General features: G+C 68.5%; 15 protein-coding genes and 4 pseudogenes. 13 read left to right on the top strand and 6 right to left on the bottom strand.

Annotated elements, in window-relative coordinates; genetic code table 11:
- The first annotated feature begins 150 nt into the window (after positions 1-150).
- Positions 151-495 (top strand): DoxX family protein, encoded by a 345-nt coding sequence (locus ACFZDL_RS43785; protein ID WP_353596542.1) that lies wholly within the window; start codon positions 151-153, stop codon positions 493-495.
- 548 nt (positions 496-1,043) lie between these two features.
- On the top strand, positions 1,044-2,099 hold the full coding sequence (locus tag ACFZDL_RS43780) for a hypothetical protein (RefSeq protein ID WP_353596577.1): 1,056 nt from the start codon (positions 1,044-1,046) through the stop codon (positions 2,097-2,099).
- Positions 2,100-2,213: 114 nt separating this feature from the next.
- Here ACFZDL_RS43780 and ACFZDL_RS43775 read toward each other — a convergent pair whose 3' ends face one another.
- A complete protein-coding gene (locus tag ACFZDL_RS43775; RefSeq protein WP_353596541.1) occupies positions 2,214-2,840 on the bottom strand; it encodes a TetR/AcrR family transcriptional regulator in 627 nt (208 codons plus the stop codon).
- A gap of 577 nt (positions 2,841-3,417) precedes the next feature.
- Between ACFZDL_RS43775 and ACFZDL_RS43770 the strand changes: the two are divergent.
- Positions 3,418-3,566 (top strand): annotated as a pseudogene (locus tag ACFZDL_RS43770) (IS5/IS1182 family transposase); the annotation flags it as partial.
- Between the two features lie 4 nt (positions 3,567-3,570).
- Here ACFZDL_RS43770 and ACFZDL_RS43765 read toward each other — a convergent pair.
- The 4 genes and pseudogenes from ACFZDL_RS43765 to ACFZDL_RS43750 form a co-directional block, all read right to left on the bottom strand.
- On the bottom strand, positions 3,571-3,777 hold the full coding sequence (locus tag ACFZDL_RS43765; RefSeq protein ID WP_353596540.1) for a dihydrofolate reductase family protein: 207 nt from the start codon (positions 3,775-3,777) through the stop codon (positions 3,571-3,573).
- Positions 3,778-4,074: 297 nt separating this feature from the next.
- Positions 4,075-4,374 (bottom strand): hypothetical protein, encoded by a 300-nt coding sequence (locus ACFZDL_RS43760; RefSeq protein WP_353596539.1) that lies wholly within the window; start codon positions 4,372-4,374, stop codon positions 4,075-4,077.
- Positions 4,375-4,423: 49 nt separating this feature from the next.
- Positions 4,424-4,669: a hypothetical protein gene (locus ACFZDL_RS43755; RefSeq protein ID WP_353596538.1), complete on the bottom strand. Its 246-nt coding sequence runs from the start codon at positions 4,667-4,669 to the stop codon at positions 4,424-4,426.
- Between the two features lie 166 nt (positions 4,670-4,835).
- A pseudogene (locus tag ACFZDL_RS43750) lies at positions 4,836-5,057 on the bottom strand (TetR/AcrR family transcriptional regulator); the annotation flags it as partial.
- Positions 5,058-5,060: 3 nt separating this feature from the next.
- Here ACFZDL_RS43750 and ACFZDL_RS43745 point away from each other — a divergent pair.
- The 4 genes from ACFZDL_RS43745 (at position 5,061) to ACFZDL_RS43730 (ending at position 7,551) form a co-directional block, all read left to right on the top strand.
- Positions 5,061-6,122 (top strand): serine hydrolase domain-containing protein, encoded by a 1,062-nt coding sequence (locus ACFZDL_RS43745; protein ID WP_353596537.1) that lies wholly within the window; start codon positions 5,061-5,063, stop codon positions 6,120-6,122.
- Positions 6,123-6,166: 44 nt separating this feature from the next.
- Complete coding sequence (locus tag ACFZDL_RS43740) at positions 6,167-6,700, top strand: hypothetical protein (protein ID WP_353596536.1); 534 nt, start codon at positions 6,167-6,169, stop codon at positions 6,698-6,700.
- Positions 6,701-6,971: 271 nt separating this feature from the next.
- Complete coding sequence (locus ACFZDL_RS43735; RefSeq protein ID WP_353596535.1) at positions 6,972-7,124, top strand: MBL fold metallo-hydrolase; 153 nt, start codon at positions 6,972-6,974, stop codon at positions 7,122-7,124.
- A 13-nt stretch (positions 7,125-7,137) separates the two neighbouring features.
- Complete coding sequence (locus tag ACFZDL_RS43730; RefSeq protein WP_353596534.1) at positions 7,138-7,551, top strand: MBL fold metallo-hydrolase; 414 nt, start codon at positions 7,138-7,140, stop codon at positions 7,549-7,551.
- A gap of 245 nt (positions 7,552-7,796) precedes the next feature.
- Here ACFZDL_RS43730 and ACFZDL_RS43725 read toward each other — a convergent pair whose 3' ends face one another.
- The gene (locus ACFZDL_RS43725; RefSeq protein ID WP_353596533.1) at positions 7,797-8,477 is read right to left on the bottom strand and encodes a response regulator transcription factor; all 681 of its coding nucleotides are present in this window, start codon (positions 8,475-8,477) and stop codon (positions 7,797-7,799) included.
- Positions 8,478-8,724: 247 nt separating this feature from the next.
- On the opposite strand from ACFZDL_RS43725, the gene ACFZDL_RS43720 reads away from it, so the two are divergent.
- From ACFZDL_RS43720 to ACFZDL_RS43695, 6 genes and pseudogenes are all read left to right on the top strand, one after another.
- A complete protein-coding gene (locus ACFZDL_RS43720) occupies positions 8,725-9,690 on the top strand; it encodes an ABC transporter ATP-binding protein (protein ID WP_353596532.1) in 966 nt (321 codons plus the stop codon).
- Complete coding sequence (locus ACFZDL_RS43715; protein WP_353596531.1) at positions 9,687-10,493, top strand: ABC transporter permease; 807 nt, start codon at positions 9,687-9,689, stop codon at positions 10,491-10,493. Before ACFZDL_RS43720 ends, ACFZDL_RS43715 begins: the two co-directional genes overlap by 4 nt.
- Positions 10,494-10,627: 134 nt before the next feature.
- Positions 10,628-12,316, top strand: a complete 1,689-nt coding sequence (locus tag ACFZDL_RS43710; RefSeq protein ID WP_353596530.1) for a histidine kinase — start codon at positions 10,628-10,630, stop codon at positions 12,314-12,316.
- Between the two features lie 86 nt (positions 12,317-12,402).
- Positions 12,403-12,666, top strand: a pseudogene (locus ACFZDL_RS43705) (hypothetical protein); the annotation flags it as partial.
- Positions 12,667-12,695: 29 nt separating this feature from the next.
- Complete coding sequence (locus ACFZDL_RS43700) at positions 12,696-12,902, top strand: helix-turn-helix domain-containing protein (RefSeq protein WP_353596529.1); 207 nt, start codon at positions 12,696-12,698, stop codon at positions 12,900-12,902.
- A gap of 328 nt (positions 12,903-13,230) precedes the next feature.
- Positions 13,231-14,099 (top strand): annotated as a pseudogene (locus tag ACFZDL_RS43695) (IS5 family transposase).
- Positions 14,100-14,409: the final 310 nt, after the last annotated feature.

Below are 14,409 nucleotides of genomic sequence, written 5' to 3'. Positions count from 1 at the left end.
CCGTCTGGGCGCCGAGCAATGCAATGCACCCGGCCGGCAACTCGACCGCGCCCGACACATTCCATAACGGTCTCGTGACGACCCGCCCGCCATCAGGCCATCACCCTTGACGCCCACGCCGTCACGACGCCTGCACCCTGGAGATACCTCATGATCCTCACCATCACCCTCGCCTGCGCCATCGCCCTGATCTTCGGGGCGATCGGAGTGCTCAATACACTCGCATTGCCGAAGGCACGCGAGCTGGCCGCCGAGACCGGCTTCTCCGTCGCCGCCTACCGCCGCATCGGCGTGCTGCAACTGGCAGGAGCCGCCGGCGTGGCGCTCGGCCCCGCCATGCCGCCGCTCGGCGGCCTCGCGGGAGCCGGGCTTCTCCTACTGCTCGCCGGAGCTGCGGTCGTACACCTGCGCAAGGGCGACCCGGTTGCCAAATTCGCGCCCGCCGCCGTGTGCGCGGTGCTTGTCGCCTCATACCTCGCGGCCTTGTTCGCCTGAAGCGCTGCGGATCGAGTCCACGCCAAGGATGGGCAGCTCCGGCAGTTTCGCCCTGAAAGCAATGCCGCCCCGAGCTGTGACTTCACCTCGAAGAGCTGGCCGACGGGAATGGCTTCGGACCGCCACGCTCCCGAAGGGCAGATCCGGGGCTGACCAGCATCCGAATACACCACTGGACCAAAACCAGCCAAACGGCTACACTGTATCCAATATTAAGGTGGCAGGAAACGCAGCCACCTGGGCTCGAGGGCGCTCAAGCCGCGACCGCACGGTCCGCCTGCCTTCGCCGGCACCTCCGTCCACAGTGCCGACCCCCGAGGGGTAGACGATGCCCGTCCTGATCGCGATAGCGATCTACGCTATCCGGATCGCCCGCGCCCCCTTGGACGCGCGGCTGAAGAAGCGCCACGTCGGACCCCTGTCGGTCACGACCGGAGCGGTCATGCTCTATCTGGCCTGGGACTGGCTCAGGCCAGAGGGCCTCAGTGCTGTCTATTTCGTAGGCGAGTTCGCCGGCGTCCTGTCCGCTTACCTGATGCCAGCACAAGCTGTACGCCGTATGGTCCATACTCCTGCTCACCCCCCACCTGCTCCTCCACTTTTTCTCCGGTTTCGACGGGAGCCAGTACGGCTACGCCCACCGGACCGCATCGGTAGGGATGGGCCATCTCCTCGGTGCCGTCTCCGCCATCGGCCTGCTGCTGCTCGTCCTCATCTCACTCGGCCAGGTCGGCCGCATCCTCCGACTGCCCTACGAGCGCTGGCTGTTCCTGCATCGCCTCACCGGCCTGCTGCTCCTGTCGGCGCTGTTGCACGGCTGGTTCCTCGATCTCATCATCAACGGATCCACGCCCCTCCTGGCGATCTACGTCACGATGGCCACCATCGGCATGACCGCCTACACCTACGACGAACTGGTGCTACGGCACAGGGAACCCCGGGCGGACTACACCATCCACCGTGTCGAGCGGCCGACACCCGACATCCTCGACCTCACCCTCACGCCCACCGGCGAGACGACGCTTCCCGTGACAGGGGGCCAGTTCGTCTACCTGCGGGTCGGCGGCTGGCACGAACACCCCTTCAGCGTCGCAGGAACGCAGGCCGACGGCTCGGTACGCCTCACAATCCGTGCCCTGGGCCGCGGTACACGCCGCCTCTACACGGACATAAGTGAAGGACACCCCGCAACCCTCAAGGGTCCTTACGGCATGTTCGACCACACCCTCGGCGGACCCCGGCAGATATGGATCGCGGGGGGCATCGGTATCGCGCCCTTCCTCGGCTGGCTCACCCGCCCCGGTGCAGCGCCGCCCCGCACCGATCTCTTCTACTGCGCCCCCACCGCCGAAGACGCACCGTTCCTCCCGGAACTCACCGCAGCGGCAGCACACCGCCCCGAGCTCCGGCTCCACCCGACGTTCAGCCGCAGCCACGGCCGTCTGACCGCCGAAAGAATCCAGGCCGAGGCCGGACCGATCACTCCCGACACGCACGTCTTCCTCTGCGGCCCCGCCTCCATGATCGAAAACCTCACTCGCGCCCTCCATCGCCAGGGCGTCCCCCGCCAGCATCTCCACGCCGAGCACTTCGCCTTCCGCTGACGAGCCGCCGACCACACGAGATCACCCGCTCGCACCAGCAGCTGTGGCGACGCTCCATGCCGACCGAGATGACTCCGTAGGCGGGCGGCCTCAGGTTCGCATCGTCCGGGCTGGTCAGGCGTCGTCGCGCAGGTGGGCAAGCCCGCTGAGAAGAAGTTCGAGTCCGAAGGAGAACTCGTCCTCGATCGGAACGGGCATCGACCCGGCGACGGTGACCGTTGCCGGGAACAAGGCTGGATCGACGCTCTGAAAGACGGCGGACACTTGTGCGTCGTCGAGTCGTCCGCCGCCGCCATGACCGTTGACCTGTATGGCGAATCCGAGGACGTAGCGGGAGAGGGTGGCAAAGGCGTGCGCGGCCAGTCGCGGCGGGAAGCCGCTGTCGAGCAGCGCCGCGACACAGTGCTCCCGCAGCGCCATGGCGTTCGGCCCCAGGGGAATCTCTTCGACCATCAGGCGCGCCGCGTTCCGGTGCCGGGCCAGGGCCTCGAACATGGTGTGCGCGACCGTCCGCAGCGCCTGCTGCCAGCCCATCGCGAGGAGCTCGTCGCCATTCAGTTCCACAGCGCCGAACATGCGGTCCACGACATGGGCGACCAGCGCTGCCCGGTTGTCGAAATGCCGGTACAGCGTCGCCGTGCCCGAGCCCAGGCGCTGGGCCAGCGTCCGCATCGAGAGAGCGTCGGCCCCTTCATCGTCCACGATCTGCAGTGCGGTGGAGACGATGCGCTCCAGCGGCACGGGCGGACGCCCCGGGCGCCGAGCCGATGCCGTGGTCGCTCGCACAGGACCAGTTGCTGCCACTGAACGTCCACCTCCTCGGCCAGCACCATAACAGCAACACCGTATCCAGTATGGATGATCGCCATTGGGCATGGAACGGCGGCGCCCCCTTCGATCAGCACGCCGCGTCCAACCACCGCCGTAACAGCACCGCCGCACCCTTCCCTCAACCCCACCAGCCCAACGCACCCTCCCACCCACCACAGGCCCCACCAGCCACTACGCCCGCTCCGTGATCCGAACAGACCACCCGAGAATCCGATCGAGCGCCCCGCGACGGAACCACGCCTGGCTGCGGCACCAGCGGGTATCCGAGGTCGGCGGTGACGAAGGTGAGGGGCAACGGTGCCCAGGGCGGACGACGGCTTTACTGCCCTGGCCCGCCTGACCCTCGACTTCCCGGCTGATCACCGCCCGCGGCGGAGCCCCCTGGCGGCGCTCCCGGGACCGCGCCAACTCCTCCAGCGCGGCTCGCCCTCAGGGAACTGAGCATCGAAGTTGTCCAGCCGAGCCATCTATCGCTCTCAGTCACAGTTACGACTTCGACAAGCACCGTCGACTTCTGCGCAGTCGGGGAATCATCCCAAAGATCGCCCGACGTGGTGCCCCGCATCTGGTCTGGGCAAGACCCGGTGGGTGGTCGAGCGTACTTTTGCCCGCATCGTTCGTTTGAGGCGCCTCCGCGCGGTCAGGTCCGCACAACCCGGTACATCAGGTGGGTGACGCCGGGCGAGTGGATCGCGCGGATGGGTTCGAGAGCAAGGTCGGGCGAGACATCGTCGAAGAGACGGACGTCCTTGCCCAACACGATGGGCGCCAGGTGGATCTGGAGTTCCTCGACCAGGACGGCGTCGAGGTACTGGCGCACGGTGTGGGCGCCACCCGAGATGTGCACGTCCTTGCCGGCTGCGGCCTCGCGGGCCCGGGCCAGGGCGGATTCGCGAAGGTGAAGGTGGTGCCGCCCTGGCGGACCCAGGGTTCCCGGGCGTGCTGGTCAGGGCGATCCGGTCCTCAACGGAGAAACCCCAGGACCGTCCCTGCCTGCTTCCCCGCGCCGCAGCACGGGCACCAGCTTGCGAAACTGGCGCGGGCTGAGCCCCTGAATGGGGTCATCCAGGACGGATCCGACGCCGTGATCACACCAGCCACCGCGAGATCATCTCACTCGCGACCAGCAGTTACGTGCCAACTCTCAACCGATCCCGGTAGCCGTCGAGACCAAGGACAGGACCAGGGCACCGAGCGCACCCACGGCGCCGTAGAGGCGCATCTTGCGCCGATCACCGCGTTGGCGGACATACAGCGCGGTGGCCACCGCGAAGGCCAGACCACCCATGATGAACCACGGCCCCCACAAGTAGAGGTACCAGCCGGTCAGCCCAGCCAGATCTGGCTCAACAGAGACGGCCCCAGCCTCGATCAGTACACCGTGGACGACGAAGAGGCCGCCATGCCACGTGAGCAGGGTCGCCGCGCCACCGCCGCAGAACACATGAGCCGGCTGATGCGGGAGCCCCGCGGTCGCGTCAGGCCGATGCCGATCAGTGCCCGAGGAGCTTCAGGATGCCGGTCACCACCAGGACGGTCAGGAACCATGGCACTCCGTCACGAGCGAGCTTCAGCAACGACGGGGACACCGTCGACTGCGCGCCGAAGGTATCGCCCGTTGCCCAGACGAAACTGGGTACCGCGAACAAAAATCCCCATGCTGCAACGACGTATCCAGGCCATTTGCTCAGATGGAGGCGGCCTGCCTGGCGCGGGACGGGGCGCGCTGTGCCGTCCAAGGGACGCATGATCGACTGACTTGATCATGGTCCGAACCACGACGACGCGCTTCATCCGCACGGAGGATCCGCCTCCCCCGCCAGAGCTACCTCTCGGCGCCGAGCTGCGAGCGGTCCGACGGAGGCCCGGAACTGACAACCTCGAAGATCAGTTACGGGGCAGCCCTTAGCTCGGGCAGATTGCGGTCTCGATGTGGGCGAGTTGGGCGGCGAGGATCTCCTCGAAGGCGGCGCGGCGGTCCGCCCCGAGGGGGCGGACGTCGCGGGCGAAGTGGGCCAGGGCGGGGAAGCGTTCGGGATCGGCCCCCAGTACCGCCACGCGGAACAGCTCCCTGCCCTGTTCGTACTCTTCGGGAGTGAGAGTGCTGACCCCGGCCTCGGAGGCGATCGGATGCCGGGCCTGTTCGCCGAGGTGCGAGACGGCGACCAGATCTGGCGCGGCGCCGCCGGGGTCGCCGATGTCACCACCAGCCGACCCGTCACCGCCGGCATGCGGCACCGCGTCGGCAGCATCACCAAGACCTTCACCGCCGCAGCGGTTCTGCAGCAGGTCGAGAGCGGTCAGATCGGGCTCGACACACCGATCGGCCGGTACCTTCCGAAGCTGGTTCCCGGAGAACGCGGTGACACGATCACGGTCCGGATGCTGATCAACCACACCAGCGGACTCGCCGAGTACCTCCCGTACGCCTACCCCTCCCTCAAGGCGTTCCCCGCCCTCGCCGACACCGGGCCCCAGAGCCTGGACGACCACCGGTTCACGCGGTTCGACCCCACTGAACTGATCGAGATGGGGGTCACCGCACCCGCCGTCGGAGCCCCGGGCGGCACGCCGGGGGTGTACTCCAACACCAACTACCTGCTCCTCATCCAACTCCTGGAACAGGTGACCAGCACCCCGGCCGAGCAGTACATCACCCGGAACGTCATCGAGCGCGCCGGGCTCCGGGACACCGAACTCCCCGCCGGACCGTACGTCGACGGGCCGCACTCGCAGCTCCACGAGGCATGGTTCGGCATGATCGACCCGCCACACGACTACAGCGTCTACGACATGTCGTGGGTGGGCCCGTCGGCCTCGCTGATATCGACCGTCGCTGACCTCAACCGCTTCTACGCCATGCTGCTGGCCGGGCAGATCGTCAGCCCGTCGTCGCTGGCGCAGATGCAGCGCACCGTCCCGGTCATCTCCCAGGAGGGAAAGACGATCGACTACGGCCTCGGCCTGCACCCAATGGAGGGACCCGGCCAGGGCACCTTCTGGGGCCATGGCGGCACGGTCTGGGGTGGTGGGACGCTGGCCATGATCCGTGCCGACGGCAAGCGGCAGATGGCGGTCGCGGTGAACATGCAGAGGTGGAACAGGCTCGACTCCTCCGGCAAGCCGCAGCCCCACCCCATCGACGACGCACTTGCGACTCTGTACCGCGTGGCGATGTACGGCGCCTTGTGAAACTCCGGGCAAGTGGCGGCCCTTGCCGGTGCACCGGCACCGACGTGGACAGCATGCGGCACCTGGTGGCGCATGCCCGCAACCACCTCGGCAAGCGCCGACCGCGCTACCACGCCACACGGCGGCAACGAGAAGAGCTGGCCCAGAGCCTCGTCGCCGCCGCGCACAAGGGCGATCTGCCTGCGCTGGAGGCGCTCTTGACTCAGGAAGCGGCGCTGCACAGCGACGGCGGCGGCACGGTGCCGGCACTCGGCCGACCGGTGGGCGGCCGAGAACGCGTGGCACAAACCGCGCTGCGCGGGTTCTCCGTCTACGCACACCACGGCGTACGCATCCGTCTCACCGTAGTCAACGGCCAGCCTGGCGCCTTGGCGTACGACGCGCAGGACCGGCTGGTCGGCGTCATGGGACTCGACATCGCCGAAGGCCGGATCCAGACGATCCACCCCATCAACAACCCCCGACAAGCTGCACCACCGGCACCAGGTCAGCGACCTCGGCATCCGGATGCACCCGGGCCGCCGATCCGGCGACAACGGCTGAACGGGCCTCTGCCGGGGAAGGACCGATTCCCGTAATGGAAAAGAAAGGTGACTGCCGTACTCTCGCCGCAAGACCGGGACTTCGTTGATCGGCATCTCGTCGCGAGCGGGGCCAGCCGATGACCCTGACGCAGGCTCGCTGCTGGTACGAGCTGGAATAACGGGACGACGGCCTCATACGCATCACCGAGCCGCACGCCGACAAGCTGGTGCGCGCCAACCTGTGGTGGCTGCGCGGCACGGACCGCGACCTCGTCGTGGACGCGGGCCTGGGCGTCGCCAGTCTGCGCCGGCACACATCCCCCGCATGTTCGAGCGGGATCCGTTGGTCGTCCTCACCCACGCGCACCTGGATCACGTCGGCGGAGCACACGAGTTCTCAGAACGGGCGGCCCACAAAGCCGCCGAAGAGGCCCTGGCACAGGGCGTGCCCGCCAGCCTCCACGGCCCCGAGCTCTAACAAAGAACTCGGTATGGAGCCAGACGCACAAGGCCTGCCCGGATTGCTGATCGACGCGCTGCCCCACACCGGCTACGCCCCTCGCACCTACCGCGTGGAGCCGCTCACGGTGCACCGCACCCTCCAGGACGGGGACGTGATCGACCTGGGCGGACGCGCGCTGACCGTCCTGCGCCTGCCCGGACACACCCCCGGCTGCATCGCCCTCCTCGAAGAGCGCACCGGGGCACTGTTCACCGGCGACGTCATCTACAACGGCCACCGCATCGACGACTTCCCCGAATCCGACCCGCGGGCCTACCGGCGCAGCCTGGCACTCCTGGCCGACCTGGACATATCCACCGCCCATCCGGGCCAAGGCCGCAGCTTCGACGGACACCGCCTGCGGGAACTCGCCCACAACTACCTCAGCACGCCCTACGCGTAGACCCGCCGCGGTGGTTCCTCGGCGCCACACCATTCCGTCGAGGAGGGACTCAGTCGGAACTCCGCCGGGCCGCCACGTCCGCCGCTCGGCGGCCGAACGGTGAAAATGCTGGCCATGCTCGGCGCTGGGCCCAGGCGAGCCACACCACGAAGGAAGCGCCACCGCTGTGGCCCCTCAGGCGACGCTGAACAGGGGCTACAGCGGGAGCGGGCGGCATCTCTCTGCGGCGGGATACCGACCTTGGGTCAGCGGGGGCCTGGCGGGACCAGGCCCGCCTCGTACGCGGAGATGGCCGCCTCCACCCGGTTGCGTGCGCCCAGCTTTGCGAATACCGCGCTGACGTGTGCCTTCACCGTGCCCTCGACGAGGTGGAGCCGGTTGGCGATCTCCGCGTTGGACAGCCCCGTCCCGAGTCCGGCCAGCACCTCGCGTTCCCGTTCCGTGAGCCGCTCCAGTGAGCGGTGGGGGTGTGCCGCCCGGTGCGCGCGCAGCCCGGCGATGACACGGCCGGCTACCCGCGGGGACAGATAGGCGCCGCCGCCTCCCACCGCCAGTACCCCGTTGAGGAGTTCCCGCGGGTCGTCCGCCTTGAGCAGGAAGCCGTCGGCGCCCCCTTCCAGGGCGCGGGTGATGTACTCGTCCTGCCCAAAGGTCGTCAGCATGATCACACCGATCGCCGGCGACTCCCGGTGGAGACGCGCCGCTGCCGTCAACCCGTCCAGGCCGGGCATCTGGATGTCCAGCAGGACCACGTCCGGTCGGTGCCTGCGGGTGAGCGCGACGGCCTCGTGCCCGTCGCTTGCCTCGGCGACCACCTCGAGGTGCGGGTCCCGGGCGAGGATGGCCCGCACCCCCGCCCGGATCATCGCCTCGTCGTCGGCTATCAGGACCCGGACCGGCCGGCTGTCCGGTGTTGTCTCTTCCACGCGGCGAGCCTACGGCCGTCGCACCGCCGTGCGCGCGGCGGGCCGCACGGATCAGCCCGGGTCGGGGCACACCCCTGACGAACGGCAGGACACCGCTGCCGTTCGACCAATGGGCGCCGGCCCCACGGACTTCTAGCGTCGCTTTCGTACAGGAAACGCGGTGGCCGCCCCAGGGCTGAGCACCATGCGTCGGTCGGTGCGCGCCTCCGTCGACTTCCGCGTTCCGCGACTGACGCAAAGGAGCTCCGTGATCACCCTTCGAGAACTGACCAAACGTTACGGCGACACCGTTGCCGTGGACGGTTTGACCCTGGACATCAAGGCTGGTCAAGTGACCGGCTTTCTGGGACCCAACGGTGCCGGCAAGTCGACCACGATGCGCATGATTCTCGGCCTGGACCATCCGTCCGAGGGCGAGGCGCTCATCGATGGCAGGCCCTACTCCTCGATGCGCCACCCGATCCGCGAGGTTGGCGCACTCCTGGACGCCAAGGCGCTGCACCCGGCTCGTTCCGCACGCAGCCACCTGGTGGCGCAGGCGCGCAGCAACCGCATTCCGCTGCGCCGGGTGGACGAGGCACTGGAGACGGTTGGCCTGGCGAAGGTGGCTCGGCGCTCCGCCGGGGCGTTCTCCCTCGGTATGTACCAGAGACTGGGTGTGGCGAGCGCGCTGCTCGGCGACCCGCAGGTCCTCATCTTCGACGAACCGGTCAACGGTCTCGACCCCGACGGTGTCCGATGGGTGCGTGAGCTCGTGCGATCCCTGGCCGCGGAGGGCCGGACGGTCTTCCTGTCCAGTCACCTGATGAGCGAAATGCAGCTGACCGCCGACCATCTGGTCATCATCGGGCGGGGGAAGCTCCTGGCAGACACCCCGATGGCCGACCTGTTGGCCAACAGCTCGCTGTCGTCGGTGCGGGTGCGCACCCCGGACGTGGCGGACCTGCGCACGCTGATCGACCGTCTCCTGAAGGACGACGATGTGACCGTGGAGTCGCCCGCGGCCGACGAGGTCGTCGTAAAGGGCCGCAGCGCCGAGCAGGTGGGCGACCTGGCCCACCGGCTGGGGCTGAGGCTGCACGAACTGCGGACTGTCTCCGCGTCGCTGGAACAGGCATACATGGAACTGACCGCCCAGAGCGTGGAGTACGGAACGGGCGACACCGTGTTCGGTGGCACGGGTTCCAAGGAGACCCAGGGAGCGGGAGCATGAGCGCCGTATCGACTGACGTGAGCGATGGCCTCCGTGGCCGCACGGCCTCGGGCCACACCGGTGGCGGACTCGTCGGCGCGTTCGCCTCGGAGTGGACCAAACTGTGGACCATCCGCACGCCATACGTCTGCCTGCTGGCTGGCCTGATCGTGACGGCGATCTTCACCTTCTACTACGGGTCGATCGCCCGGATCAACGACAAGCCGATCCAGCCGGTCGGCAACGCCTCGGTGTCGTCGGTCATCCTCACGCAGTTCGCCCTGGTGATTCTGGCGATGACGATGGTGACGAGCGAATACTCGACGAGCAGCGTGCGCACCTCGCTGCTGTGGGTGCCGGTCAGGCACCACGTGCAGATGGCCAAGGCGCTACTGAGTGCCCTGGTGGGCTTCGTCACCGGAGCAGTGTGGGCTGTGCTGGGCACCGCCCTGGCCTGGGGGCCCTTCCAGGGGCACGCCAGTTTCGAGCTGTACAAGGTGGTGTACCAAACCCTTGCCATGGGCGTCTATTCCGCTCTCGTCTGCGTGATGACGGTGGGGGTGTCGTTCGCTCTGCGGACGGCGGCGGGCGCGGGTGCCGTGATCTTCTTCATGGTCTCCGCCCTGCCCAGCATGCTGGTCGGACTGGGGGGCCCGGTGCTGCTGGCCATCAACGAGTACATGCCGCAAACCGTGGGCGGTTATTTCATGCTGGGCAACGGCAAAGCCCCGTTCCCAGACGTAGTGAGCCTGCTGATCTTGCTGGGTTGGGCCGTCGCCGCTCATGTGGCCGGTCTCTTCGTGCTGCGACGGCGGGACGCCTGACCTCGCGCCGAAACCAGCCCTGACGCCCTCGCCATGTCTACCCCCTCGTCAGGCGTCCCGGCCCGACCCACAGAATCGACCCGGACAGGTGAGGACATCCAGAGGACATCCATCGGAAGGACGGCCGACGCGCCATGCTGCACACGCGCATACCCTCAACCAGGTCTGTGTACGGCGACGTGGCCCTGTGGGCTTCGCTCGCCACTGCCACCGGCTACCGGTTTTGGGACGCTGGTACAGCCTCTCTGGTTCTGGACCTCTTCCTCCCATTGGCCGTCCTGGCGGTGGCCGTGCCGTGGTCCCGCCGCCGGCCCGGGGCCGCCGTCGCGCTCGTCAACGGGCTGTGCGCGCTGGGCCTGGCCGACTCCGCGACTCCCGGCAACGCCCACGTCCTGTCGCTGGCCGCCCTGAGCTGTCTGCTTGGCGCCCGGGTCGCCGCGGCACGGCGCCCGCTCCTGGTGCTCGCCGGGTGCGCAGCGGTCGATCTCGCGACGTGCGCGGTGCTGCGAACGCAGCCCGTGTGGTGGTTCTACGCGCTGACCGTGCTGCCCGCCGCCCTTCTGCTGCCCTGGCTGGCCGGACGGCACTGGCGTGGCCGACGCGAACTCGTGCGAGAAGGCTGGCGGCTGGCCCGGAGCCTGGAAGAGCGCCAGCATCTGGTCGCGGAGCGGGCGCGGCTGACCGAACGCGCTGACATCGCGGCCGACATGCACGACTCCCTCGGCCACGCCCTGAGCCTGGTCGCCCTGCGCGCCGGGGCCCTGGAACTCTCGCCCGACCTCACCGACCGCGACCGCGCCGATCTCGCCGAATTGCGCGGGACGATCGCGGACGCGGTAGAGCAACTGCGGGAGACCGTCGCCGTCCTGCACGACCCGCCCGGCACGGACACGGGGGCAGGCCTGCCCGTCAACGACACCGTCGAGGACCTCCTCGGACGGGCGGTCGCTTCCGGGGTGCCTGTCCGTTGGGAGCGGCGCGGGGCAATGCCCCCGATGTCTCCCCTGGTCGAACGCGGGATGTACCGGGTGGTGCAGGAGGCCCTCACCAATGCAGTGAAGCACGCGCCGGACTGTGCGATCAGGGTACGGATCACCCACGAGGCCGACCGTACCCGCGTGAGCATTGTGAATGCCGCCCCGTCGGTCGGCGAACCGGCGCACGCGGGCGAAGGCCCGGTAAACGCCGTCGGCGGCCGGGGGCTGACAGGGCTTCGGGAGCGGGTGACGGTCCTGGGCGGCTCCTTGCGGACCGTGCTCGACGAAGGCGGGTTCCACGTCACCGCTGTCCTCCCGCACCAGGCCACCGCCCGTCCCGGGGCGCCGACGCCAGGACCAGTAACTGCGCCCGGAAGGCCGGTTGGAACCCGTGGGTCCGCGCTGCCGTCCGAGACCGCTCCCCACCCGGATACGGCCACGGACCCGGGCCCCGTCGTACCAGAGTCCGCCAAGCGGCTCGCCTCCGTACGGAGCGACGCCCGTCGCCGCTCCGCCGTCGCCTTCGTGGCACCCGTCGTCGCAGCCGTCTTCTTCGTGCCATCCGCCTTCTACCTGGCCTGGCAACTGACGACGAGCGTGCTGCCGCCCTCCCGGTTCGACGAGTTGACCATCGGCCGGCCGCGCGCCGAACTCGCCCCTCTGCTGCCGGCCCGCGCCTACCCCTACCCGTCCGACTACGCCCGTTCCGCATCCCGGCCGCCCGGCACCCGTTGCGAGTTCTACCGTTCCGGCCGCGATCTGTTGGACCAAGTCGACCTCTACCGGCTCTGCTGGTCCGGTAACACGCTGCTGACGAAGGACACCGTGCCCGCAAGCCGCCCCTGACAGAGTGAGGGCCACGAAGTGCGGCATGCGCCGGAGCACGGCGGTCCACCGCCTCGGGGCAGTCTTGCTCGCCGCTGAGCTGGGCGGTGCTGGCGATCAGGGCTGGCTCGACGTGCGCGACGGGGACGGAGACATCGGTCAGGGCCGGTAGCGTGAAGGACTCGTCCTCTACGGCGAAGTCCCAGCCGAGCGCCGCGCGACGGCGCCGGCCTCGGAGTCCGCCCGCCGCAGCTGCAGCGGATGGTAGAGAGACCCCCCATGCCGTGGAGAGCCCGGTTGTCTCCCGGCAGTCGGTCTACACCTGGAAGGCGAAGTACGCCGCAGGCGGCTTCGAAGGCTTGCGGGAGGCATCGCGTCGACGCGGACGAGTCCGACCAGGTTGCCGGCCGAGGTGGAGGCCCTGGTCTGCGAGATGCGCCGGCCCCATCCACGCTGGGGCGCTCGACGGATCGCCTACGAGATCGAGCGGGCCGGTACTGAGTCCGCTCCGTCGAGGGCAACGGTCCACAGGGTCCTGGCACGCAACGGTCTCGTGCGCCCCGCAAGAACAGCAGCATCGGCGCAAGTACAAGCGGTGGCAGCGTGAGACGCCGACGCACCTGTGGCAGCTCGACCTGCTCCAACTCCCCTGCAGCATCATCTGCTTCAGGAGACTCCAGACCTCATTTTGAAATGATCAGCTAGAGGTCGTTCTCCTCTGTAGTGCGGTGCTATCCACGGGTTTGCGCCTGCCGATGGTCCGGTGCTGGTGAGTCTGCAGTGCGGGCCGCGGCTCGCGAGGCGGATGGTGTGACGTCTGGGGAGAGAGCCGACTTACACCTGTCTCATTCCAGGACGCCCAGATCTGTCCCGTGCCCCCGCAAGCCAGAAAACACGCCTGGGCGCACGCCCCCAAACGGCGGTATGCCCAGGCCATGACCGACCGTCGTGCGTATCCGAGTGATCTGTCCAATGCCCGCTGGGAGTTGATCGAGCCGGTGCTGTCCGCCTGGCGCTTCGAACGCCGGGGCCGGGCCCTGGACTTCGGTCGGCCACCACGGCACGACCTGCGCGAGATCATGAACGCGATCCTGTACGTGGACCGCACTGGCTGCCAGTGGGCCTACCTCCCGCACGACTTCCCGCCCCACCAGACGGTCTACGGCTACTTCGCCCAATGGCAGATCGACGGCATATTCACCCAGCTCAACGGCCTGTTAAGGGAGTTGGTGCGCCAGCAGGAAGGCAAGCACCGCCACCCGTCGGCCTGCGTGATCGACGCCCAGAGCATCAAGACCTCCACCTCCGTGCCCACCAGGACGCAGGGCATCGACGCAGGCAAGAAGATCGTGGGCCGCAAGCGCAGCATCATCACCGACACCCTCGGCTGCTGCTGGCGCCGCTGGTCACCGCGGCCGGCATTCAGGACTCCACCGTCGGCCGCACCCTCCTGGAGCAGGCCGCCACCGACCACCCCACCCTGCGCAAGGTCCGGGTCGACGGCGGCTACCGCAAGCACTTCGTCGAGCACGCCGCCGCCCTCGGCATCGACCTCGAAATTGTCCAACGCAGCCCTGGGACCAGGGGATTCACCCCGATCCCGAAACGCTGGGCGGTGGAGCGGACCTACGGCCGGCTCATGCTGCACCGGCGCCTGGCGCGCGACTACGAAACCCACCCGCACCGCTCCGAAGCCATGATCCATCTCGCCATGACCCACCTGATGGCCCGCCGCCTCACCGGCGAGACCACCGTCTCCTGGCGCGACCCGACACCACCGGATCAAATTCGCATACCTGGATGAAACAACGGGAGAAAACGACCTCTAACGCGGCGTCGGGCGTGTCCGCCTTCCGTAGCGTCTCGTCGCGATGGGCTGCGCCGTGATCTCCGCGCCGAAGACGCGGAGATCACGTGTCTCGGCTGTGTGCTGGGGCGAGGTTCATCCGTGCGGGTGAAGCGTTTGGAATCTCAGCCTCTACGAGCTGCCGGGCACGACCTCCCCCATTTCGGGCCGCACCGCGATTGATCTTGGGGCGTGCTGGCCCGGTGATTCGACGGGCTGGTGGTTCAGCATTTCGCTGGTCGGCCCGTTACTCGTACCGGTACTTCAG

Origin of the sequence: Streptomyces sp. NPDC007917 (genome assembly GCF_042959105.1) — a bacterium.
Lineage (GTDB): Bacteria > Actinomycetota > Actinomycetes > Streptomycetales > Streptomycetaceae > Streptomyces.
Note: the sequence above shows the minus strand (reverse complement) of the source record. Positions and strands in the feature narration are given on the sequence as shown.